General features: G+C 62.8%; 20 protein-coding genes. 16 read left to right on the plus strand and 4 right to left on the minus strand.

Annotation, left to right across the window (positions count from 1 at the left end):
* Positions 1–56: 56 nt before the first annotated feature.
* The 4 genes from J3P96_RS11075 to J3P96_RS11090 all read left to right on the plus strand — a co-directional run bounded on the left by J3P96_RS11075 (position 57) and on the right by J3P96_RS11090 (position 4,906).
* Positions 57–1,718, plus strand: coding sequence for an MFS transporter (locus J3P96_RS11075; protein ID WP_434657063.1), 1,662 nt, complete (start codon positions 57–59; stop codon positions 1,716–1,718).
* Positions 1,715–2,848 carry an HlyD family secretion protein gene (locus J3P96_RS11080; protein WP_434657065.1) on the plus strand — a complete coding sequence of 378 codons (1,134 nt, stop codon included), beginning with the start codon at positions 1,715–1,717 and terminating at the stop codon, positions 2,846–2,848. Before J3P96_RS11075 ends, J3P96_RS11080 begins: the two co-directional genes overlap by 4 nt.
* Before the next feature lie 91 nt (positions 2,849–2,939).
* A complete protein-coding gene (locus J3P96_RS11085) occupies positions 2,940–4,424 on the plus strand; it encodes a PAS domain S-box protein (protein ID WP_434657068.1) in 1,485 nt (494 codons plus the stop codon).
* Between the two features lie 233 nt (positions 4,425–4,657).
* Positions 4,658–4,906: a DUF1652 domain-containing protein gene (locus J3P96_RS11090; protein ID WP_305500349.1), complete on the plus strand. Its 249-nt coding sequence runs from the start codon at positions 4,658–4,660 to the stop codon at positions 4,904–4,906.
* Positions 4,907–5,092: 186 nt separating this feature from the next.
* On the opposite strand, the gene J3P96_RS11095 is transcribed toward J3P96_RS11090, so the two are convergent.
* Positions 5,093–6,478: a sensor histidine kinase gene (locus tag J3P96_RS11095; protein WP_434657070.1), complete on the minus strand. Its 1,386-nt coding sequence runs from the start codon at positions 6,476–6,478 to the stop codon at positions 5,093–5,095.
* Positions 6,456–7,139 (minus strand): response regulator transcription factor, encoded by a 684-nt coding sequence (locus J3P96_RS11100; protein WP_305500352.1) that lies wholly within the window; start codon positions 7,137–7,139, stop codon positions 6,456–6,458. Before J3P96_RS11100 ends, J3P96_RS11095 begins: the two co-directional genes overlap by 23 nt.
* A 273-nt stretch (positions 7,140–7,412) precedes the next feature.
* Here J3P96_RS11100 and hcnA point away from each other — a divergent pair, with 273 nt between their 5' ends.
* From hcnA to hcnC, 3 genes are read left to right on the plus strand one after another with little or no spacing between them, the layout of a single operon-like run.
* The gene (gene hcnA / locus J3P96_RS11105; protein WP_434657072.1) at positions 7,413–7,739 is read left to right on the plus strand and encodes a cyanide-forming glycine dehydrogenase subunit HcnA; all 327 of its coding nucleotides are present in this window, start codon (positions 7,413–7,415) and stop codon (positions 7,737–7,739) included.
* Complete coding sequence (gene hcnB, locus J3P96_RS11110) at positions 7,736–9,154, plus strand: cyanide-forming glycine dehydrogenase subunit HcnB (protein WP_434657074.1); 1,419 nt, start codon at positions 7,736–7,738, stop codon at positions 9,152–9,154. The genes hcnA and hcnB overlap by 4 nt, the downstream gene beginning before the upstream one ends.
* Positions 9,138–10,397 carry a cyanide-forming glycine dehydrogenase subunit HcnC gene (hcnC, locus tag J3P96_RS11115; RefSeq protein WP_434657076.1) on the plus strand — a complete coding sequence of 420 codons (1,260 nt, stop codon included), beginning with the start codon at positions 9,138–9,140 and terminating at the stop codon, positions 10,395–10,397. The genes hcnB and hcnC overlap by 17 nt, the downstream gene beginning before the upstream one ends.
* Positions 10,398–10,570: 173 nt before the next feature.
* On the opposite strand, the gene J3P96_RS11120 is transcribed toward hcnC, so the two are convergent.
* Both J3P96_RS11120 and J3P96_RS11125 read right to left on the minus strand, forming a co-directional pair.
* On the minus strand, positions 10,571–11,182 hold the full coding sequence (locus J3P96_RS11120) for a glutathione S-transferase (RefSeq protein ID WP_434657078.1): 612 nt from the start codon (positions 11,180–11,182) through the stop codon (positions 10,571–10,573).
* Positions 11,183–11,214: 32 nt separating this feature from the next.
* Complete coding sequence (locus tag J3P96_RS11125; protein ID WP_305500359.1) at positions 11,215–12,135, minus strand: MurR/RpiR family transcriptional regulator; 921 nt, start codon at positions 12,133–12,135, stop codon at positions 11,215–11,217.
* 312 nt (positions 12,136–12,447) lie between these two features.
* Between J3P96_RS11125 and J3P96_RS11130 the strand changes: the two genes are divergently transcribed.
* The 9 genes from J3P96_RS11130 to J3P96_RS11170 all read left to right on the plus strand — a co-directional run bounded on the left by J3P96_RS11130 (position 12,448) and on the right by J3P96_RS11170 (position 23,386).
* Positions 12,448–14,385 (plus strand): bifunctional 5-dehydro-2-deoxygluconokinase/5-dehydro-2-deoxyphosphogluconate aldolase, encoded by a 1,938-nt coding sequence (locus J3P96_RS11130; protein WP_434657081.1) that lies wholly within the window; start codon positions 12,448–12,450, stop codon positions 14,383–14,385.
* A gap of 190 nt (positions 14,386–14,575) precedes the next feature.
* The gene (gene iolE / locus J3P96_RS11135; RefSeq protein WP_434601148.1) at positions 14,576–15,469 is read left to right on the plus strand and encodes a myo-inosose-2 dehydratase; all 894 of its coding nucleotides are present in this window, start codon (positions 14,576–14,578) and stop codon (positions 15,467–15,469) included.
* Positions 15,466–16,275, plus strand: a complete 810-nt coding sequence (iolB, locus tag J3P96_RS11140) for a 5-deoxy-glucuronate isomerase (protein ID WP_434657083.1) — start codon at positions 15,466–15,468, stop codon at positions 16,273–16,275. Before iolE ends, iolB begins: the two co-directional genes overlap by 4 nt.
* Positions 16,276–16,304: 29 nt before the next feature.
* A complete protein-coding gene (locus tag J3P96_RS11145; RefSeq protein ID WP_434657085.1) occupies positions 16,305–17,807 on the plus strand; it encodes a CoA-acylating methylmalonate-semialdehyde dehydrogenase in 1,503 nt (500 codons plus the stop codon).
* Between the two features lie 33 nt (positions 17,808–17,840).
* A complete protein-coding gene (locus J3P96_RS11150) occupies positions 17,841–18,662 on the plus strand; it encodes a TIM barrel protein (protein WP_434630210.1) in 822 nt (273 codons plus the stop codon).
* Positions 18,663–18,811: 149 nt separating this feature from the next.
* Positions 18,812–20,743: a 3D-(3,5/4)-trihydroxycyclohexane-1,2-dione acylhydrolase (decyclizing) gene (gene iolD / locus J3P96_RS11155; RefSeq protein ID WP_434657087.1), complete on the plus strand. Its 1,932-nt coding sequence runs from the start codon at positions 18,812–18,814 to the stop codon at positions 20,741–20,743.
* Between the two features lie 29 nt (positions 20,744–20,772).
* Positions 20,773–21,783, plus strand: a complete 1,011-nt coding sequence (locus tag J3P96_RS11160; RefSeq protein ID WP_434657090.1) for a Gfo/Idh/MocA family protein — start codon at positions 20,773–20,775, stop codon at positions 21,781–21,783.
* 255 nt (positions 21,784–22,038) lie between these two features.
* On the plus strand, positions 22,039–23,091 hold the full coding sequence (locus J3P96_RS11165) for a Gfo/Idh/MocA family protein (protein ID WP_434657092.1): 1,053 nt from the start codon (positions 22,039–22,041) through the stop codon (positions 23,089–23,091).
* Positions 23,092–23,185: 94 nt separating this feature from the next.
* On the plus strand, positions 23,186–23,386 hold the full coding sequence (locus J3P96_RS11170; protein WP_434573496.1) for a hypothetical protein: 201 nt from the start codon (positions 23,186–23,188) through the stop codon (positions 23,384–23,386).
* Positions 23,387–23,432 lie beyond the last annotated feature (46 nt).

Below are 23,432 nucleotides of genomic sequence, written 5' to 3' on the forward strand. Positions count from 1 at the left end.
GGCATCTGGAAAGTTTCCAGCGGCCTATTGTCGCTATGTTCCCGCAAGGTTTTTGAATGGATCACTACACCCCGCGCGCCTGGCAGCCGCACGAACGGCCGACTCTGCCCGGTTCGCCCTCGACGCCGTTGCATCCCACGCCCAAGCGGCTTGCCTACGCGCTGGTTGGCGTGCTGGTGGCGTTGACCGGGGGTTTGGGCAATTCGCTGGTGATCGCCAATCTGCCCTATCTGCAAGGGTCCCTGGGCGCCACCACGGCGGAGATGGCCTGGTTGCCCGCGGCCTACGTCATGACCAATGTCTCGATGAACCTGCTGCTGGTGAAATTTCGCCAGCAGTTCGGCTTGCGCGCGTTCACCGAAGTGTTCCTGGCGCTCTACGCCCTGGTGACCTTCGGCCACCTGTTCGTCAACGACCTGAACTCGGCGATCGCCGTGCGTGCGGCCCATGGCATGGTGGGGGCGGCCCTCAGTTCCCTGGGCCTGTATTACATGGTCCAGGCTTTCCCGGCCAAGTGGCGGCTAAAGGCGCTGGTGTTGGGCCTGGGCACTTCGCAATTGGCCTTGCCAATGGCCCGGCTGTTCTCTGAAGACCTGCTGCAAATCGCCGAATGGCGCGGCTTGTACCTGTTCGAACTGGGCATGGCGCTGCTGTCGCTGGGCTGCGTGCTGCTGCTCAAGTTGCCGCCGGGCGATCGCTTCAAGACCTTTGAAAAACTCGACTTCCTGACCTTCACCGTGCTCGCCAGCGGCGTCGCCTTGCTGTGCGCGGTGTTGTCGCTGGGGCGCATTGACTGGTGGTTGGAAGCGCCATGGATCGGCGTGGCCTCGGCGGCTTCCATCGTGCTGATCATGGCGGGCCTGGCGATCGAACATAACCGCAGCAATCCGATGCTGATGACGCGTTGGCTCGGCAGCGGGGTAATGATCCGTCTGGCCCTGGCGGTGATTCTGATCCGCATGGTGACCTCGGAACAGTCCACCGGGGCGGTGGGTTTCCTGCAGGCGCTGAACATGAGCAGCCAGCAGATGCACAGCCTTTACGTGGTGATGCTGATCGGCAGTATTGCCGGGCTGGTGACCAGCGCGCTGACCATCAACCCGGCGCACCTGTTCATGCCGCTGATCATTTCCCTGGCGTTGATGGCCACGGGGTCGGCGATGGACAGTTATTCGAACAACCTGAGCCGTCCGCAAAACATGTATTTCAGCCAGTTCCTGCTGGCATTCGGCAGCACGTTCTTCCTCGGGCCGACGATGATCCTGGGCGTGCGCAATGTGCTGACCAACCCGCGAAACCTGGTGAGTTTTTCCGTGCTGTTCGGGATCTGCCAGAGCCTCGGCGGCCTGGTAGGGGCCGCGGTGCTCGGCACGTTCCAGGTGGTGCGCGAGAAATTCCATTCCAGCCATCTGGTGGAGAACCTGAGTCAGTTCGACCCTCGCGTCGCCGCGCGGGTGGACAGCGGCGGTTCGGCGGTGAGTTCGCTGATTGCCGATCCGGGCCTGCGTCACCTGCAAGGCCTTCGCAGCCTCGCCACGGCCGCTACCCGCGAAGCCAACATACTCGCCTATAACGATGTGTTCATGCTGATCGCGGTGATCGCCGTGCTGACCATGATCTGGATTTCCATTCGTGCCCTGTGGCTGATGAGCACCACCCAGCCCGCCGCCGCAGCGCCTGCTCCTTCGCCACAACCCAGCGGTGCCACTTCTTCATGACCGAGCCGACCACCACGACCACCAACGCCATCGCCGATACGCCGGAAGACCAGGCGCCTCCTGCCGCTCCGGCGACAAAACCGCGCTCCCTGCGAGTGCGGGTACTTTCATCCCTCGGATTCGCCGCAGTGGCGATTGTCGGCGTGCTGGTGGTGCTTTACGCCTGGCAATTGCCGCCGTTCAGCAGCGCCGTGGAAACCACCGAGAATGCCTTGGTGCGCGGGCAGGTGACGATCATCGGGCCGCAGCTCAGTGGTTATGTCCATGAAGTCCCGGTGCAGGACTTCCAGTTCGTCAAGGCCGGCGATCTGCTGGTGCGCCTGGATGACCGCATCTACCGGCAACGGCTCGACCAGGCGCTGGCGCAACTGGCGGTGCAACAGGCGGCCCTGGCCAACGTCGTACAGCAGCGCAACAGCGCCGAGGCGAGCATCAAGCTGCGCCAGGCCGCGCTGGCCGACAGCCAGGCCCAGGCCCACAAAGCCGCCGCCGACCTGCGCCGCAACGAGGCGTTGATAAAGGACGGTTCGGTGTCCAGGCGTGAACTGGATATCAGTCGCGCCGCCAGCGCCCAAGCCACCGCGGCCGTCGCCCAGGCCCAGGCCAGCCTGGAAATTGCCCGTCAGGACCGGCAAACCGTCATCGTCAACCGCGGCTCCCTGGAAGCCGCTGTCGCCAGCGCCGAGGCGGCGGTGCAACTGGCGCGCATCGACCTGTCCAACACGCGCGTGTTGGCGCCACGGGACGGTCAGCTGGGGCAGATAGGCGTGCGTCTGGGCGCCTACGTCAATTCCGGAGCGCAGTTGATGGCGCTGGTGCCGAACCAGAAGTGGGTGATCGCCAACCTCAAGGAAACCCAGATGGACAAGGTACGGGTCGGCCAGCCGGCAAGCTTCACCGTGGATGCCCTCGGCCATCGCCGCTTCCAGGGGCATGTCGAACGCATTTCCCCGGCCACCGGTTCCGAGTTCAGCCTGCTGCAGGCCGACAACGCCACCGGCAATTTTGTCAAGATTGCCCAGCGCGTTCCGGTTCGCATCGCCGTGGATCCGGACCAACCCGAAAGTGAACGCCTGCGGCCAGGGATGTCGGTGGTGGTGAGCATCGACACGGCCGCCGAACAGCAATGACCCGCAGAAGAAAGCCGTTTCCTGCACAGGGAACGCGTCACTCGTGCAGGAGTCGTAACCTCCATGCGTTTCTGACCCCCACGGAGATCCAATGAATCTGGAAGTCCCGAGCACCGATACCAATCGCCGCCAACTGCTGCAGATCATCGCCGGGCTATCGGATGGCGTGATGCTGATCGAAGTCGACCAGACGATTGCCTGGGCCAACGAAGCGGCCTTGACCATGCACGGAGTCGAGGAGCTTGGCGAGTTGGGCACCAACGCCAAGGAGTACGCCCGGCGTTTCAATTTGCGTTATCGCAACAACCATTCGCTCCCCGAAGACAACTATCCCATCGCCCGTGTCGCCCGCGGCGACGAATTCAGCGATGTGCTGGTGGAGGTCACGCCCGTGGCCGATCCGGACCGCACCTGGGTGCACCGCATCCGCAGCATGGTGCTGACCGACCGCAACGACGAGCCGGAATACCTGGTGCTGATTCTCAGCGATGCCACGGAATGGGCCAGCGCCGAACAGCGCTTCGAGAAAACCTTTGGCGCCAACCCGGCACCAGCGGTGATCTGCCGTCTCAGCGATTTGCGCTATATCAAGGTCAACGCGGGTTTCCTGGAAATGACCGGCTACAGCCGCGAAGAGGTGATTGGGCGTTCGGTGTATGAACTGGATGTGCTCGAGGCTGCCGAAAAGCGCGATCTGGCCGTCGAGCGCCTGGGGCAGGGCGCGACCATCCCGCAGATGCAGGCCGAACTGCGCTTGCCCGATGGCACCAACAAACAGGTGATCGTCGCTGGCCAGCCGCTGGACCTCCACGATGAAGATTGCATGCTGTTTTCGTTCATGGACATGGAGCCGCGGCGCAAGGCCGAAACGGCGCTGCGCCAGAGCGAGGAGCGTTTTGCCAAGTCGTTCCGGCTGTCACCGGTGCCGACGCTGATCTGTAGCGCCGAGCTGCAACTGGCGGAAATCAACGAGGCCTTCCTCCAGGCGACGGGTTATGCCAGCGAAGAGCTGTTGGGCAAGACCGTGGAGGAGATCGGCTTCCTCGAGAAGGAAGCGGCGGCGACGTTGTTCGGGCGCCTGGAAAAGACTGCCACCGTGTCCAGGGTCGACGTCAAGGTGCACAAGAAAGGCGGGGAGCAGATCGACTGCGAAGTGGCGGCCGATACCGTCATCATCCAGGACAAGCCATGTTTCCTGCTGGTGCTGATGAATATCACCGAACGCAAGCGCTCGGAGCTGGAGCTGGTAGCGGCCATCGAAGAAGTGATGAAGGACGCGTCGTGGTTCAGCCGCACCCTGATCGAAAAGCTGGCCAATGTGAAGAGCATCAACGCGCAGACCCCGACGACGTCGTTCACTGAGCTGACGGCCCGCGAACGTGACGTACTAGGGCTGATTTGCGAGGGTCTGGCGGACAAGGAAATTGCCGCGCGCTTGAAACTGGCCCCCAACACCGTGCGCAATCACGTGGCGACGCTGTATTCGAAACTCGACGTCCATAGTCGTAGCGAGGCGATTGTCTGGGCGCGGGAGCGGGGCTTGTTCGCGAACGAATGGCGGATAAAGGCACCATGATAGCCAGTGCAAATGCACCTGGTGTTCTGGTGCAAATTCAGGTTCTGCGCACGCTATAACCTCCTTAGGCTGGAGGGGTGCGGCATTGCTGTTGAACGCCGCGTCCCCACGAAACAATCAAGGAATACGCCCCGATGTGCAGCAAACCCTTCAAGTGTGAGATCGACAGGACGTCTATGGGAGCCAGGAGGCCGGCCACCGGTCATTTGCGACTTCGAAGCTGAGGTGCATAGATGACCCATCTGGCTCCGTTACGTACCCGTCTCGAGCAAAGCTTTGCGCCACTGGCCTGTGAATGCAGCCTCAACGGCGACGGCACCCTGACCATTCGCCTGTACCGCCAGGAAAGCGGCGAGGTCGATCTGGTAGTGAGCGGCATGAGCGTCGACAGCATCCGCTCCGAGGAAGGCTTGAACAAGCTGATCGATGAACTGCGCTATGAGCTGTACAACACGCCGCTGCATCGCAGCGATCCGGCCTGACCCATAAGACCGACGCGATCCCCCGTGGCGAGGGAGCTTGCTCCCGCTGGATCGCGCAGCGATCCCAAACCTGTCGAATCGGCAGTCCCCAGGCACATCGCGTCTAACAGCTTGCGGCTGCTGCGCAGCCGAGCGGGAGCAAGCTCCCTCGCCACGGAAGACCGCGTCATCAATGGGACTGCGTAATCAAAGCAGCGTCGCCCGACAATCGAGCGCCAACCGCGCCCCGCCCAGCTCGCTGCGATCCACCTCCAGCGTAAACCCGTGCAGCGTGACAATCGCCGCGACGATCGACAGGCCCAGGCCGAAGCCGCCGTGCTGGCTGCTGCCCTCGGCGCGATAGAAGCGCCGGAACACCGCCTTGCGTTCCGCCTCGGGGATGCCAGGGCCGGAGTCGAGCACTTCGATGCGGCTGCTGTCGCCCTGGTCGACGCCCCGCAGGATCACCTCGCCGCCCGGCGGGGTGAACTTGATCGAGTTGCTCAACAGGTTCGACACGGCCTCGAACAGCAACGCCCGGTCTCCGTTGAGCAAGGGCAGGCTGTCGGGCACTTCGAGCGTGAAGACCAGCTCGCGCTCTTCGGCCAGCGGCAGGTAGAAGTCATGCAATTCCTGCAATAGCTGCAACGGATCGAGACGCACGAAACCGGAGCGGCGCTGCTGGTCCTCCAGTTCCGAAATCCGCAACAGACCGCGAAACCTCGCCATCAGCGTATCGGTTTCGGCGATCACCTGATCCATCTGCAACGCTTCCGGAGAGCCGTCCGCGGCCTCCTGCTGGATGCGATAGAGCTGGGCACGCAGGCGCGTCAGCGGGGTACGCAAGTCATGGGCGATGTTGTCGCAGACGCCCTTGACCTCATTCATCAGCCGTTCGATGCGATCGAGCATGGCATTGACGATGGCTGCCAGCATGTCCAGTTCATCGCGACGGCTCGACAACGGCAGACGATGGGTCAGGTCGCCGGCGACGATCGCTTCCGCGCTGGCCTGCAAGGCGCGGATACGCCGCAGCGGTCGGCGCCGCAACAGATGCCAGCCGGCGATGCCCGGCAGGATGGTCAACGAGACACCCCAGAGCAGCGCGTGCAGGATGATGCGGGTCACGGCGAACAGCGAACCGTTGTCCCGCGCCAGTACCAGCCAGCGCCCGTCCTGGGTGCGGGTCGCGACCGCGTCGCAACTGTCGGAGGGGATCATCGGGTCGTCGGAATCGACGCAGCCACCGAGCATATGGATCTTGCCGTCCAGCGGCAGGTCGGCGGGGATGCGCTGGATCGGTCCGCTCAGATGGCGCAATTGCGGGTCGAACAGACCGTAGGCGTCGACGCCGCGCTCATCCAGCGACAGGCTGGCCATGAGCGCGTCTTCCAGCTGTTCGCCATGGATGCGCGCGAACAGGTGCTGGCGCTGCATCAGCGAATGCTTGGCGAGGCTGTCGAGGTAGCCGAACACCTCGTAATACATCACCCCCATCAGGATCGCGCTCCAGATCACGAACAGCGAGCTGTACAGCGCCAGCAGGCGGCTGCTGGAGGAGCGCCAGCCCTTAGCGGGGTTCAGCAATGACATAACCGGAACCTCGTACCGTGCGAATCAGCGGTTCCAGGCCCGGCGGGTCGATCTTCTTGCGCAGGCGACCGATGTGGACGTCGATCAGGTTGGTGCCCGGGTCGAAGTGATAACCCCAGACTTCTTCGAAAATCATCATGCGCGAGAGGATCTGGCCACTGTTGCGCATCAGAAATTCCAGCAACTTGTATTCGGTGGGCAGCAGGCTCAGCAACTGGCCGTTGCGGCTGGCCTCGCGGCTGATCAGGTTCAGCTCCAGGTCCGCCACCCGCAGCACGGTTTCCGGTTCGCGGGCGCCGTTGTTGCGGCGCAGCAGCACTTCGACCCGGGCGGCCATTTCGTCGGTGGCGAACGGCTTGGTCAGGTAATCGTCGCCACCGGCCCGCAAGCCACGCACCCGCTCGTCGACATCGGAGAGGGCGCTGATCATCAGGATCGGCGTGGCCACGCCCATGCTGCGCAGCTGGGTGACGATCACCAGGCCGTCGAGTTCGGGCAGCATGCGGTCGAGGGTGATCAGGTCATAGTCACCGCTGACCGCCCGCTCCAGGCCCTCGCGGCCGTTGTCGACCCAGTCGACGTCGAGGCCGTTGCGGGTCAGTTCGGCGACGATTTCACGGGCGGTCACGGCGTCGTCTTCGATGGTCAGGATACGGTTCATGGGCGTTACCGGTTGGGAAATGGAGCCATTGCGCAGCATTCTGCCAAAGATTACCTGTCGGCTTTCTGAAAAAAAGTTCATGGGCGCCGGCAAATGCATTCACTGGCCTGGATCAATACTTCGTCACAAATAATCCCTAACATATTCCGGCACGCACCATCATGCTGCGTCCCTCGCTGTGTCCTGCCGCGCTATCGCTGGCGGGCTCTGGTGGGAAGCTGATGGCAAGTGGCGCAAGGAGCCGAGACCTACTGAACCTTAAGGAAGAGTCGCATGATCGATCCCCAGGATGTTCTACGCCGAAAATTCGATATTCAACCGCTGAAACGGGCCGACATGACCGTACGCCTGGACGGCCAGGCTGTTGACACCGCCGAGGGTGAGACCGTCCTCACCGTCATCCAGGCCCTGGGCCAACGCCAGGTGGCCCGCAACGACCACAATCAGATCAGCGGGGCCTATTGCGGCATGGGCATTTGCCAATGCTGCCTCGTCAGGATCGATGGCCGCCACAAGCGACGGGCCTGCCAGACGCTGGTGCGACCGGGCATGCAGATCGAAACCCGGGCCAATCGCATCGCCACAACGGAGGCGCCATGAACCTCGATCCGGTGATTGTTGGCGGCGGGCCGGCGGGGATGGCGGCGGCCATCGAGCTGGCCGCCAATGGTCTGCGTTGCACGCTGCTCGAAGAAGCGCCACGCCTGGGCGGCGTGGTGTACCGCGGGCCGTTGCGCGATGGCGTGAGCCTGGACTACCTGGGGGCGCGTTACAGTGAGGCCCTGGCAAAGCTCCATGGGGAATTCCAGCGCAACGCCGGCCTGATTGATGTGCGATTGGGCAGTCGGGTCATCGGTGCCGAGGGATTCCGCGCGCTGATGCTGCTGGACGCCGACGAGCGCCTGCGCGAGGTGGCCTATTCCCAGTTGATCCTGGCAGCCGGTTGTCATGAACGCAGTGTGCCGTTCCCCGGCTGGACACTGCCGGGGGTGATGATGCTCGGTGGCCTGCAATTGCAGATCAAGAGTGGCGTGGTCAAGCCGCCGAGCCCGGTGGTGATTGCCGGCACCGGCCCGTTGCTGCCCTTGGTGGCCTGCCAGTTGCACGCCTCGGGCGTCACCGTGGCGGGCATCTACGAAGCCTGTGCCTTCGGCAGGATCGCCAAGGAAAGCCTGGCGTTGCTGAACAAGCCGCAACTGTTCCTCGATGGCCTGGGCATGCTGGCGTACCTCAAGCGGCACGGCATCCCGGTGCGTTATGGTTGGGGCGTGGTCCGCGCCGAGGGTGAGAGTGAATTGGGCAGCGTGACCGTTGCGCCTTATTGCGCCGACTGGAAGCCGGACCTTGAACGGGCTGAACAGCTGCCTGCCGAGACGCTGGCGGTCGGCTACGGGTTTATCCCGCGCACGCAGTTGAGCCAGCAGATGGGGCTTGGCCATGGCTTCAGCGAGGACGGCTACCTGCGCGCCGTGTCCGATGCCTGGCAGCGCAGCAGCGAAGCGCATATCCACCTGGCGGGCGACATGGGCGGGATTCGCGGCGGTGAAGCGGCCATGTTGAGCGGACGCATCGCGGCGCTGTCGGTCCTGCTGCAGCGTAATGTCCTGGATGAGGCCACGGCGCAGGAGCGCCGCAGGCGCTATCAGGTCCGATTGGACCGGATCATTCGTTTTCGCGCCGCCGTTGATCGCTACACCCGGCGCGGCGCCGGGCAAACCGCGCTGCCAGCCGCCGATACAGTGATCTGCCGTTGCGAACACGCCACCCGCGCGGACATCGACCGCGCCCTTGAACAGGGTGTGCAAGACATGGCCAGCCTGAAAATGCGCACCCGCGTGAGCATGGGTGATTGCCAGGGCCGCCTGTGTGTCGGCTACTGCACCGACCGCTTGCGCGAAGCCACCGGACGCACCGATGTGGGTTGGCTGCGACCACGTTTTCCGATTGATCCGGTTCCTTTCTCAGCGTTCCAGAACGTCGACACGAAGGTGGTTTCCCATGATCAGGCACTATGACGTGGTGATCGCCGGTGGTGGGGTGATCGGGGCGTCCTGCGCCTATCAACTGTCCAAGCGCAAGCACCTGAAAGTCGCCCTGATCGATGCCAAGCGTCCAGGCAACGCCACCCGCGCGTCGGCCGGCGGCCTGTGGGCCATCGGCGAGTCGGTGGGCCTGGGCTGCGGGGTGATTTTTTTCCGCATGATGTCGGCCAACCGCAAGCGGCATACACAAGGCGCCGCCGTGGCGGTGGATGCCAGCACGCCGCATATCCTGCCCGACTCGTTTTTCGATTTCGCCTTGCAGTCCAACGCGATGTATCCGCAGTTGCACAGGGAACTGATCAAGCGTCATGGCATGGATTTCAAGTTTGAAGAGACCGGGCTGAAGTTCGTGATCTATGACGATGAGGACCGCTCCTACGCCGAACACATTGTCGCCTGCATTCCGCACCTGGCTGATCAGGTGCGCTGGCTCGACCAGGCGGCGTTGCGCGAGGCCGAACCGAGTGTCAGCCACGAGGCCCAGGGCGCGCTGGAGTTTCTCTGCGACCACCAGGTCAGCCCGTTCCGCCTGGCCGACGCCTATACCGAGGGCGCGCGGCAGAATGGCGTTGATCTGTTCTTCAACACCAACGTGACAGAGGTGTTGCGCAATGGCAGTCGGGTGGCCGGTGTGAAAACCGCCGAAGCCGGCACGTTCACTTGCCGGACGCTGATCAATGCCGCCGGCGCCTGGGCGGCGGACTTGAGCGAGCAGGCGACGGGCGTGCGGATTCCGGTCAAGCCGGTCAAGGGGCAGATCCTGCTGACCGAGCGCATGCCGAAAATCCTCAGGGGCTGCCTGACCACCAGCGATTGTTATATCGCGCAGAAGGACAACGGCGAAATCCTGATCGGCAGCACCACGGAAGACAAAGGGTTCGACGTGACCACCACTTACCCTGAGATCGAGGGTTTGGTGCAAGGTGCGGTGCGGTGTATCCCGCAACTGGCCGACATCAACCTGAAACGCACCTGGGCCGGCCTGCGTCCCGGCTCACCGGACGAATTGCCGATCCTCGGGCCGATGCGCGGCGTGGAGGGCTACCTCAACGCCTGCGGGCATTTTCGCACCGGCATCCTGACCTCGGCCATCACCGGGGTATTGCTGGACAAACTGGTGAACGACGAACCGTTGCCGCTGGATATCACGCCGTTCCTGGCGGATCGGTTTGAAGTGCTGACGGTCGTAGAACCCAGGAAAATGCAACCGGCCTGAAAGCCGGGTCGAAACCCAGTGTGGGAGCGAGCCTGCTCGCGAAAGCGGCGTGCCAGTCGACGTCAATGTCGATGCGCTGGCGCCTTCGCGAGCAGGCTCGCTCCCACATTGTTTTTTGGTCGGTCGCAGGTTTTTCGTCAAGCTCGCTCCCACAGTTTTGTACTGTGGGAGCGTTATTCCACCGGTGTACTGACAAACGCTTCCAGGCCTTCGGCATAAGCGGTAAACGCGCTGATCTGTGGGAAGGCCTTGCCTTGCACCTGATCGGCCACCAACAGGTTGGTGAAGGTCCATGCCACCGCGACGCTGATGCCGGCCTGGTCGAGCGAGCCACCGGTGGGCAATGGTTGTTTCACCAATGCCTGCTCCAACTCGCCATATGCCGCCAGCAGCTGGCCCGAGACCCTTTCGAGCCATGGCGCATGCTGGATTTGCGCTGGTCGCAAAGTGCGTTCGTAATAGATCTGCACCGATTTTTCGCACGCCGCCAATGCCAACCCGATCAGTTGCAACGATTGCAACCGTTGCCCCGTATCGCTCGGCATCAGGCTTTTCGCGGGCCCGGCCAGGGTTTCCAGATAATCGATGATCAAGCTCGAGTCCATCAGCACCGAGCCATCGTCCAGCACCAGGGTTGGGGCCTTGACCACCGGGTTGATGCGCTGGAATTGCTCGAAATGCCTGAACACCGACACCGATTGGTGTTCCAGGGCGATCCCCAGGCGCTTGGCGGAAATGGCGACGCGTCGCACGTAGGGCGAGTCCAGCATGCCGATCAGTTTCATGGCTTCTCCTTCAGCGGTTTTTACAGGCCGGGTCAGTCCTCGAATCCGACCTGTTCGTGGATTTCATCAACCTTGAGTTCAAGCCGGTAGGCCACGGCGATGAACAGCGCCTGGCACAGGCACAGGGTGGCGCTCAACGAGCGAAAGGCGAACGAGCTGCCTTCGTTCACCAGCAGCACCGCATTGGCCCGCTTGGCCAGGGGCGACAGGTTGCTGTCGGTGATGATCAGCGTCTTGGCCTGGTGATGCTGGGCGATGCGCAGGCAGTGCTGGGTTTCCTTGCCGTACGGGGTAAAGCTGATGGCAATGACCAGGTCGTTGGCCCTCACGCTGCGCATCTGCTCGCGATAACTGCCGCCCAGGCCGGACACCAGGTGAATGCGCTTGTTGGTGTGCTGAAGGTTATAGACCAGGTAATCGGCCACGGCGAACGAACGCCGCACGCCAACGACGTAGATGTTGTCGGCGTTGACCACCAGGTCGACGGCTTTCTCGAAAGCCTCGTCGTCGAGTTCCAGCCCCAGGCGCTCGATGCCCGACAGGGTAGCGTTGACGCATTCGCGGGCGAGGTCGCCGGCGCTGGCCTTCTGCGACTTGTTGGCGATCATGCTGCGAATGCGTTGCTGGTAGTTCTGCACCGGCGTGGTCTTGTGGGTGTACGCCTCGCGAAACAGCGCCTGCATTTCGCTGAACCCGCTGAAGCCGAAGCGCTGGGAAAAACGCACGATGGCCGACGGGTGTACCTCGCACTCCCGGGCGATGTCGCTGATGCGATCGACCATGATCCGGTCGCTTTGCTGGCTCATGTAGCTGGCAATGCGTTTGAGCTGGCGAGGCAGGCCTTCGTATTCCTCGGTAATCAGTTGCAACAGCCGCTCGGCGTTGATCGGTGGGCTGGGGAGGGCGGGTTCGGACGCGCTCTCGGACGGCACCGGCAGATCGGGGCGGGTCATAGGAAATCCTTCTGGCTTGTTCTTATAGGACGCCCTGGGAAACGGGCCGGTCCTCGACAATAGGTTGGCTGGTCGCAGTCTACAGCGTAGGCGCGGGGAAAATCATGAGCGCGCGCAGTTGGAAGCCCTGCTGAAACGATGCACTGCGTCTGGTCCGGTCAAGTAACAGTCTATTGGAAAAAATATTCCACAATAAAAATTTATGGAAAAAATATTGATTATTGCCGTTCGCTCGTTTTAGTCTGCATTCACCAAAGCGTTGGCGTCGGTTCCGGCGGCAAGCGCAGGCTGATAAAAATAACAGGAGCCAGCATGGGCCAGACTCGTTTTGCCAGTGGACGTCAATTGGATGTGATCTGCCTGGGGCGCCTGGGCGTCGATCTTTACGCGCAGCAGGTCGGCGCGCGGCTTGAAGATGTCTCGAGCTTCGCCAAGTACCTCGGTGGCTCATCTGCCAACATCGCCTTTGGCACGGCCCGCCTCGGGCTCCGGTCGGCGATGCTGAGCCGGGTGGGCGATGACCATATGGGGCGCTTTTTGGTGGAGTCCCTGATGCGAGAAGGCTGCGACGTCAGCGGCATCAAGGTCGACCCTGAACGCCTGACGGCCATGGTGCTGCTCGGCATCAAGGACCGCGAGACCTTCCCCTTGGTGTTCTACCGTGAAAATTGCGCGGACATGGCGCTACGGGCCGAGGACATCGACGAAGCTTTCATCGCCTCCAGCAAGGCGCTGTTGATCACCGGCACGCATTTCTCCACCGACAGCGTCTACCAGGCCAGCATCCAGGCGCTGGACTACGCGCAGACGCACCAGGTCAAACGTATCCTCGATATCGACTACCGCCCGGTACTCTGGGGCCTGGCGCCCAAGGCCGATGGCGAAACCCGTTTTGTCGCCGACCGCAAGGTCAGCCAGCACGTACAAGGCATCCTGGCGCGTTTCGACCTGATCGTCGGCACCGAAGAAGAGTTTTTGATCGCTGGTGGCAGCGAGGATCTGCTGGCCGCGCTGCGTACCGTGCGCTCGCTGACGGCGGCGACCCTGGTGGTGAAGCTTGGCCCGCAAGGTTGCACGGTGATCCACGGCGATATCCCGAACCGCCTGGAAGACGGCGCCATCTACCCCGGCGTGCGGGTCGAGGTGTTGAATGTGCTGGGTGCGGGCGACGCGTTCATGTCGGGTTTTCTCGCCGGTTGGCTGGAAGACGCCAGTGATGAACGCTGCTGCCAGTTGGCCAACGCCTGTGGCGGGTTGGTGGTGTCGCGTCATGCCTGCGCCCCGGCGATGCCGACCCGGGCCGAGCTCGATTACCTGTTTGCCAGCCCGGTGCCGATCACCCGCCCTGACCAGGATGTCGTGCTGCAACGGCTGCATCAGGTCAGCGTGCCGCGCAGGGTCTGGAAACAGCTGTTCATCTTTGCCTTTGACCATCGCTGGCAGTTGGTGGAACTGGCCCAGCGGGGCGGTCGTGGCCTCGACAGCATCGGCGAGCTCAAGCAACTGTTCATCCAGGCCGTGGAGCGGGTCGAGGCTGACCTGCAACGCCAGGGCATCGAGGCGGATGTCGGTCTGCTGGCCGACCAGCGTTTCGGCCAGGATTCCCTGAATGCGGCCACCGGGCGCGGCTGGTGGGTCGCGCGGCCGGTGGAAGTGCAGGGCTCGCGGCCGCTGGCGTTCGAACACGGCCGTTCCATCGGCAGCAACCTGATTGCCTGGCCACAAGAGCAGATCATCAAATGCCTGGTGCAATTTCATCCTGACGATGAGCCGCTGCTGCGCCTGGAGCAGGAAGCGCAGTTGTTGGGCTTGTACAAGGCGTCCCAGGTCAGCGGTCATGAATTGCTGCTGGAGGTCATTCCGCCCAAGGATCATCCATCGGCCCATCCGGATGTGCTGTATCGGGCGCTCAAGCGGCTCTACAACCTGGGTATTTTCCCGGCGTGGTGGAAAATCGAGGCGCAGACCTGCGATGAGTGGAAACAACTTGATGAGCTGATCCAGCAGCGCGATCCGTATTGCCGTGGCGTGGTGCTGCTGGGCCTCAACGCCCCTGCGGCCGCGTTGGCCGAAGGCTTTCGCCAGGCCAGCCAGAGCAGCACTTGCAGAGGGTTTGCCGTGGGCCGGACGATCTTCCAGGAACCGAGCCGCGCCTGGCTGGCCGGGGAGATCGATGATGAAACGCTGATCCGGAATGTGCAGGGCCGGTTTGTGGAATTGATCGAGGCCTGGCGCGCTGCGCGTGCCTGAGATACAGGGCTTTTGTGGCGAGGGAGCTTGCTCCCGCTGGACTGCGAAGCAGTCCCGAAGTCAGCTACCCCGATGCGACAGGTAAACCGTAGCCACTGGTTTTTGCGTCTGCTTCGCAGCCGAGCGGGAGCAAGCTCCCTCGCCACAGGTGATCGGTTGGACATTAGAGAAAACAACAATAGGTGCAGCCATGCCCGCTATTCGAATTGGCATCAACCCGATTTCCTGGAGCAACGACGACTTGCCATCGTTGGGCGGCGAGACGCCGTTGAGCACGGCGTTGAGCGAAGGCAAGGAAATCGGCTATGAAGGTTTCGAGCTCAATGGCAAGTTTCCCAAGGACGCCAAGGGCGTCGGCGACGTGTTGCGCCCTTACGACCTGGCGCTGGTCTCCGGCTGGTATTCCAGTCGCTTGGCGCGTCGTTCGGCGGCCGAGGAGATCGACGCCATCGCCAGCCATGTCGAGCTGTTGGCGCAGAACGGCGCAACGGTGCTGGTCTATGGCGAAGTGGCCGATTCGATCCAGGGCCAGCGCATTCCGTTGATCGAGCGGCCACGCTTTCACACTGACGAGGCCTGGCAGGCCTATGCCGACAAGCTCACCGAGCTGGCCCGCTTCACCTTGTCCCAAGGCGTGCGCCTGGCCTACCACCACCACATGGGCGCCTACGTTGAATCGCCTTCGGACATCGACAAGCTGATGGCGCTGACCGGCAGCGAGGTCGGCCTGTTGTTCGATTCGGGCCATTGCTACATGGGCGGCGGCGAACCGCTGCAGGTGCTGCGCAAACACATCGAGCGCATCTGCCATGTGCACTTCAAGGACGTGCGCAAACCCGTGGTGCAGTTGGCGCGCAACAACCTCTGGAGCTTTCCCGACTGCATCATCAACGGCACGTTCACCGTGCCTGGAGATGGCGATATCGACTTCGCCGCGTTGCTCGATGTCCTGCTGGCTGCCGATTATCAGGGCTGGCTGGTGGTGGAGGCCGAGCAGGACCCGGCGGTGGCGCCGAGTTATATCTATGCCAAGAAGGGCTACGACACCCTGCGTGCCCTGTTGCAGGAGAGAACTGCGCCATGAGCCTGCTGATCAAGAGCAATCCCAGCGACCGGACCATGGTTGAACTGCCACGCGACGCGCTGGAATACGTCGGTTTTGCCGCCTACCGCTTGAGCCTTGGCGAAAGCCTGCCGGTGGCCGCCGCAGACCGGGAATTGTGCGTGGTACTGCTCAGCGGCCGCATCAACCTCAAGGGCGAAGCACCGGGGCAGGGCGCCTTCGATTGGGACAACCTCGGGGATCGCCAGTCGGTATTCGAGGACAAATCCCCTTACGCCGCGTATCTGCCGCCCGGCAGCCAGGCCCAGATCACCGCGTTGAGCGATGTGCAAGTGGCGGTGTGCGCCGCGCCGGGCGGCGCCCCGAATGCGTACGGCCCACGGCTGATCCGTCCCGAGAGCATGAAGCGCAGCGTGCGCGGCAAGGGCGCCAATACCCGCTACGTCTGCGACATCCTGCCGGACAGCGAGCCGGCCCATTCGCTGCTGGTGGTGGAAGTGCGCACGCCGTCGGGACATTCGTCCAGCTATCCGCCGCACAAGCACGACACCGACGATTTGCCGCACCAGAGCTTTCTCGAAGAGACCTATTACCACCAGGTCAACCCCCCCCAGGGCTTCGTGTTCCAGCGGGTCTACACCGACGATCGCAGCATCGACCAGGCCATGGCCGTGGAAAACAGCGATCTGGTCGTGGTGCCCAAGGGTTACCACCCGGTCAGCGTGCCCTACGGGTACGAGTCGTATTACCTGAACGTCATGGCCGGTCCGAAGCGGGTCTGGCAATTCCATAACGATCCGCAGCATAGCTGGCTGCTCGACCTCTGAATTCGAACATTCCAACGGAGACCAGGACAATGAGCGACACCCCGGTAATAGGCCATTACATCAACGGTCAGGAGCACAGCAACGACTCCGCGCGGTTCAGCAACGTCTTCAATCCCGCTACCGGCACGGTACAGGCCCGGGTGGCGCTGGCCGAACCGGGTACCGTCGAGGCAGCGGTGGCTTCGGCGCTGGCGGCCTTTCCCGGCTGGTCCGAGCAGTCGTCGTTGCGCCGTTCCCGGGTGATGTTCAAGTTCAAGGAACTGCTTGACCGCCACCACGACGAGTTGGCGCAGATCATCAGCCGCGAGCACGGCAAGGTACTCTCCGACGCCCACGGCGAAGTCACCCGGGGCATCGAGATCGTCGAGTACGCCTGCGGTGCGCCGAGCCTGCTCAAGACCGATTTCAGCGACAACATCGGCGGTGGCATCGACAATTGGAACCTGCGCCAGCCCCTGGGCGTCTGTGCCGGGGTCACGCCATTCAACTTCCCGGTGATGGTGCCGCTGTGGATGATTCCCCTGGCGCTGGTGGCGGGCAACTGCTTCATCCTCAAGCCTTCGGAGCGCGACCCGTCCGCCAGTCTGCTGATGGCTCGGTTATTGACCGAGGCCGGGTTGCCGGATGGCGTGTTCAACGTGGTCCAGGGCGACAAGACGGCGGTGGATGCGCTGTTGCAGCACCCGGACATCGAGGCGATCTCCTTTGTCGGCTCCACGCCCATCGCCGAATACATCCACCAGCAGGGCACCGCGAACGGCAAGCGCGTGCAGGCCCTGGGCGGGGCGAAAAACCACATGATCGTCATGCCCGACGCCGACCTCGACCAGGCGGCGGATGCGCTGATCGGAGCGGCTTACGGCTCGGCCGGTGAGCGCTGCATGGCGATCTCTATCGCCGTGGCGGTGGGTGACGTCGGCGATGAGCTGATCGCGCGATTGTTGCCACGCATCGACCAGTTGAAGGTCGGCAATGGCCAGCAGCCCGGCACCGACATGGGGCCGCTGGTGACTGCCGAGCACAAGGCCAAGGTTGAAGGTTTCATCGATTCCGGCGTAGCCGAGGGCGCGCGGCTGATCGTCGACGGGAGGGGCTTCAAGGTGCCCGGGGCCGAGCAGGGGTTCTTTGTCGGGGCGACGCTGTTCGACCAGGTCACTGCCGAAATGAGCATCTACCAGCAGGAGATTTTCGGCCCGGTACTCGGGATCGTTCGTGTGCCGGATTTCGCCACGGCGGTCGCGCTGATCAACGCCCATGAATTCGGCAACGGCGTGTCGTGTTTTACCCGTGACGGCGGCATCGCCCGGGCATTCGCCCGCAGCATCAAGGTCGGCATGGTCGGTATCAACGTACCGATTCCGGTGCCCATGGCCTGGCACTCCTTTGGCGGCTGGAAGCGCTCGCTGTTCGGTGACCACCACGCTTATGGCGAGGAAGGCCTGCGCTTCTACAGTCGCTACAAGAGCGTGATGCAGCGCTGGCCGGACAGCATCGCCAAGGGTCCCGAATTCAGCATGCCCACTGCTCAATAACCTATTTCCATGAATGCCGGAGGGAGAACAACAATGAACAAGCCCCTGCGTTTTGCCTTGAACCGAATGGTTGCCCCACGCCTGTCGCTGCCCGCTTTCATCGACCTGGCGCTGGCGTTGAAAACCGATGCCATCGAAATCCGCAATGACCTCAAGGGTGTCGAAATCGAAGACGGCATGCCGCCCGCCCGGGTCCGTGAGCTGTGCGACGAACGCGGCGTCAAGGTGCTGTCGATCAACGCCCTGTACCCGTTCGACGTATGGAATGAAGAGCGCCGCGCCCAGGCCGTGCGCCTGGCCGATTACGCCCGCGAGTGTGGCGCCGAGGGCCTGGTGATGTGCCCGCTCAACGACCGCGCCGACCCGCGCAACGCCGCCGAACGCGCGGCGGGGCTACGCACCGCGCTCAGTGAGTTGGCGCCGATCCTGCGCGCCTTCGGCATCTACGGTTTTATCGAACCCCTGGGGTTCGAGGAGTGCTCGTTGCGGCGCAAACGCGCGGCGGTGGAGGCGATCAAGGCCATCGGCGGGCTGGATGTGTTCCGCCTGGTGCATGACACCTTTCATCACCACCTGGCTGGCGAGGAGGAATTTTTTCCCGAGCTGACCGGGCTGGTGCACATCTCCGGCGTCGAGGATGCGCAGGCTCCGTTGGCGAGCATTCGCGACGGCCACCGGGTGCTGGTGGGCGACGCCGACATCCTTGGCAATGCCGCGCAGATCGAGGCGCTGCGCGCGGGCGGTTATGAAGGCTACCTGTCCTTCGAGCCGTTTGCCGAAAGCGTCCATGAACTGGCCGATATCCGCCAGGCGCTGGGGGCGAGTATGAGCCACCTGCAAAGCTCGCAGGCCTGACCTGATCTCAAAACGATGGAGAACCCCTGTGGGAGCGAGCTTGCTCGCGATGACGGTAGCCCATTCAACACATCAGTTGCCTGATACACCGCTATCACGAGCAAGCTCGCTCCCACACTTGACCGAGTTGCGTTTGAAAAGGTGCAAGCATGACCACAACACGACTGACCATGGCCCAGGCCCTGGTGAAATTCCTCGATAACCAGTACATCGAGGTCGATGGCGTCCAGAGCAAGTTCGTCGCCGGGGTCTTTACCATTTTCGGCCACGGCAACGTGCTGGGCCTGGGCCAGGCGCTGGAACAGGACAGCGGCGACCTGGTGGTCCATCAGGGCCGCAACGAGCAGGGCATGGCCCATGCCGCCATCGGGTTTGCCAAACAGCATCTGCGGCGCAGGATCTACGCCTGCAGTTCCTCGGTCGGCCCTGGCGCGGCGAACATGCTGACCGCCGCGGCCACCGCCACGGCCAATCGCATTCCGTTGTTGCTGTTGCCCGGCGACGTCTATGCCAGTCGCCAGCCGGACCCGGTGTTGCAACAGATTGAGCAGTTCCACGACCTGAGCATCAGCACCAACGATGCCTTCAAGGCCGTGAGCAAATACTGGGACCGCATCAACCGTCCTGAGCAATTGATGACCGCCGCGATCCATGCGATGCGGGTGCTGACCGACCCGGCTGAAACCGGCGCGGTGACGCTGGCGCTGCCCCAGGATGTACAGGCCGAGGCCTACGATTACCCGGATTATTTCCTGCAAAAACGTGTCCATCGCATCGACCGTCGCCCGGCCACCGAGGCGATGCTCGGCGATGCCTTGGCGCTGCTCAAGGGCAAGCGCCGGCCGTTGATCATCTGCGGTGGTGGCGTCAGGTATTCCGGGGCCAACGCCGCGTTGCAGGCCTTTGCCGAGCGTTTCGACATCCCCTTCGCCGAAACCCAGGCGGGCAAAAGCGCCGTGGTCTCCAGTCATCCATTGAACGTCGGCGGCGTCGGCGAAACCGGTTGCCTGGCGGCGAACCTGCTGGCCAAGGAAGCGGACCTGATCATCGGCGTTGGCACCCGCTACAGTGATTTCACCACGGCGTCGAAATGGCTGTTCCAGCATCCCGAGGTGCAGTTTCTCAACCTCAACATCAGCCCATGCGATGCCTTGAAACTCGACGGCGTGCAACTGTTGGCCGACGCCCGTTCGGGCCTGGAGGCCTTGTCGGCCGCGATGGGGGATTATCGCGCCGAATGGGGCGGGCAGATAGCCGATGCCAAGGCCCAACTCGACGCCGAAGTGGACCGGGTCTACCAGGCGGATTACCAGGCCAAGGATTTCGTCCCGGAAATCAACGACCACATGGACCCGGCGGTGTTTCGCGAGTTCATCGAGCTCACCGGCTCCTGCCTGACCCAGAGCCGCGTGCTAGGCACTCTCAACGAAACCCTGGCCGATGATGCCGTCATCGTCGCCGCCGCCGGCAGCCTGCCGGGTGATTTGCAGCGCAGCTGGCGCAGCAAGGGCGTGAATACCTACCACGTCGAATATGGCTATTCGTGCATGGGCTACGAGGTCAATGCCGCCCTGGGCGTGAAGCTCGCCGAGCCGGACAAAGAGGTCTACGCGCTGGTGGGCGATGGCTCCTACATGATGCTGCACTCCGAACTTGCCACCTCGATCCAGGAGCGCCGCAAGATCAATGTGGTGCTGCTGGACAACATGACGTTCGGATGCATCAACAACCTGCAGATGGAACACGGCATGGACAGCTTCGGCACCGAGTTCCGCTTTCGCAACCCCGAGACGGGCAAGCTCGACGGCGCCTTCGTGCCGGTGGATTTCGCCATGAGCGCGGCGGCCTACGGTTGCAAGACCTATAAGGTCAAGACACTGGAGGAACTGCACGCCGCGCTGGCCGACGCTCGACTCCAGACGGTCTCGACGCTGATCGACATCAAGGTCCTGCCCAAGACCATGATCCACAAGTACCTGTCGTGGTGGCGGGTCGGCGTGGCGCAAGTCTCTACCAGCGCCCGTACCGATGCCGTCGCCAAGACCCTCAACGAACGACTGGCCAAGGCCCGTCAATACTGATTGCCCCAACCCTACGAAAGGAGTTCCACATGTCTTTGAAGCTGGGCGTCATCGGCACCGGGGCCATCGGCCAGGACCATATCCGTCGTTGCAGCCAGACGTTGCTCAACAGCCAGGTCGTCGCGGTGACCGACATCAACCTGGTGCAAGCGGCGAAAGTGGTGGCCGACCTGAAGTTGACCGCCGAGGTCTATCCCGACGGCCATGCACTGGTCAAGGCGCCGGACGTCGAGGCGATCCTCGTCACGTCCTGGGGCCCGAGTCATGAAGAATTCGTGCTGGCGGCCATCGCCGCCGGCAAGCCGGTGTTCTGTGAGAAGCCGTTGGCCGTTACCGCCGAAGGTTGCCGCCGTATCGTCGAAGCCGAAGTGGCCCACGGCAAGCGCCTGGTACAGGTCGGGTTCATGCGCCCCTACGATGAAGGTTATCGGGCGCTCAAGTCGGTGATCGACAGCGGACAGATCGGCGAGCCGTTGATGCTGCACTGTGCCCACCGCAACCCCAGCGTGGGCGAAAACTACAAGACCGACATGGCCATCACCGACACCTTGATTCACGAGCTGGATGTGTTGCGCTGGTTGCTGGCCGACGACTACGTCTCGGTGCAGGTGGTGTTTCCACGCAAGACCAGCAAGGCCCTGGCGCACTTGCGCGATCCACAGATCGTCCTGCTGGAGACCGCCAAGGGCACGCGCATCGACGTCGAAGTGTTCGTCAATTGCCAGTACGGCTACGACATCCAGTGCGAAGTGGTGGGGGAGACCGGCATCGCCAGGCTGCCAGAACCGTCCCAGGTGCAACTGCGCAGCGGCGCCAAGCTTTCCAATGCGATCCTGATGGACTGGAAAGATCGGTTCATCGGCGCTTACGACGTCGAACTGCAGGCCTTCATCGACGGCGTGCGCGCCGGCCAGGTGGGCGGCCCCTCGGCCTGGGATGGGTTCGCTGCGGCGGTGGCGGCGGACGCGTGTATCGAAGCGCAGCAGAGCGGGCAGATCGTCAAGGTCGAACTGCCCGAACGGCCACGATTCTACGGCTGAGCACCATTTTCCCGTGGGAGCGGGCTTGCTCGCGAAGGCGTAGTGTCAGTCGACATCAATGTTGAAATTACCGCCGCCTTCGCGAGCAAGCCCGCTCCCACAGTCGACCTCGTTTACCCTGAAGGTACTCGGTCAAATTGTGGGAGCGAGCTTGCTCGCGAAGGCGGTGGGTCAGGCGATATTAATGCTGGCGGGCCTGACGCTTTCGCGAGCAGGCTCGCTCCCACAGGAGTTGCATCTACATAAGGGGCTTTCATGCGAATCGGATTAGTAGGCTACGGCAAGGGCGGGCGTTTTTTCCATGCGCCGCTGATCAGCAGCCTGCCGGGGGCTACTTTCGTCGGCGTGGTAACCCGCTCCGCCGAGCGGCGCCAGCAATTGGCAAGCGAGCATCCACAGGCCCAAGCGTTCGACAGCCTTGCGCAACTGGTGGCGGCCGGCGTCGATGCGGTGGCGGTGTCCACGCCGCTGGAAGCGCGCCCGGCGCTGGTGCTGGAAGCCATCGAACTCGGCGTGGCGGTGGTCAGCGACAAGCCTTTCGCCCTTGACGCCGCCTTGGCCGAAACGATGGTGCTGGCCGCCGAACGGCGCAATGTGCCGTTGAGCGTGTACCAGAACCGGCGCTGGGATTCGGATTTCCTGACCGTGCGCAAGTTGCTCGGATCCGGCGCACTGGGGCAGGTGATTCGCTTTGAATCCAGCGTCGAACGTTACTCACCGTCCTCGGTGGGCAAGGTCAGCGGCGGGGGATTCCTGCGGGACCTGGGCAGCCATCTGGTGGACCAGGCACTGCAATTGTTTGGCCCGGTGCTGCGGGTTTACGCCGAGCTGGATTATCGACGGCCGGACCAGGCCTACGACAACGGCTTCTTCATGTCGCTGGCCCACGCCAACGGCGTAGTGTCGCACTTGCGCGGCAGTTGCCTGCAGGACGCGCCGCGCCCACGCTTTCGGGTCAGTGGCAGCGAAGGCTGCTATACCGTCGAAGGCCTCGATGGGCAGGAAGCCCAGGCGTTGGCGGGATTGAGCCCGGCCATCGCAGGCGAGCGCTGGGGCGCCGAGGAGCACCGGCGCTGGGGCTGGTTCGAACACGGTGCCGAGCGTGAGCGCGTGGCTTCGGAACGCGGTTGCTGGCTGGCGTTCTACCAGCGTCTCCAGGCCGCCTTGCAGGGCGACGGGCCGCTGCCGGTCGCCGCTCGCGACGCCTTGGCCACGACCCGTGTCTTGGACGCTGCAAGGCAAAGCGCGGAGCAGGGCAACGTGGTGTATTTATCCACGCCCGTTGGTCATGGAACAAAAAACGAATAAAATTCTAAAATCAGTTGATATGGAAAATATTTTCCAATAAAGTCGATTCCAGGTGACCGACAACCCTGTTCGCGTTTATCCAGGCCCGGCTTGAATGAACGACGAACTAAACAAAAACAAGAAACACAGCCAGGTACCGTCGATGAAAACCTTCAACCGCTCTGCGTTTCACCTGCCACTGCCCTTGCGCCTGTCCGCAATCCTTCCTTTTTTCGAATCCCTGTGCATCCAGCGCAAGGGCGCCGTGGTGTGCTGCATGCCCGGCGCACCGATCGTGCGTTTGCCGCGTTCCTGAAGTCCGTCACGCCTTATCCATAAGACCAACAAAAATGTGGAGAAAG

The organism is Pseudomonas sp. R3-56, assembly GCF_051132075.1.
GTDB lineage: Bacteria > Pseudomonadota > Gammaproteobacteria > Pseudomonadales > Pseudomonadaceae > Aquipseudomonas.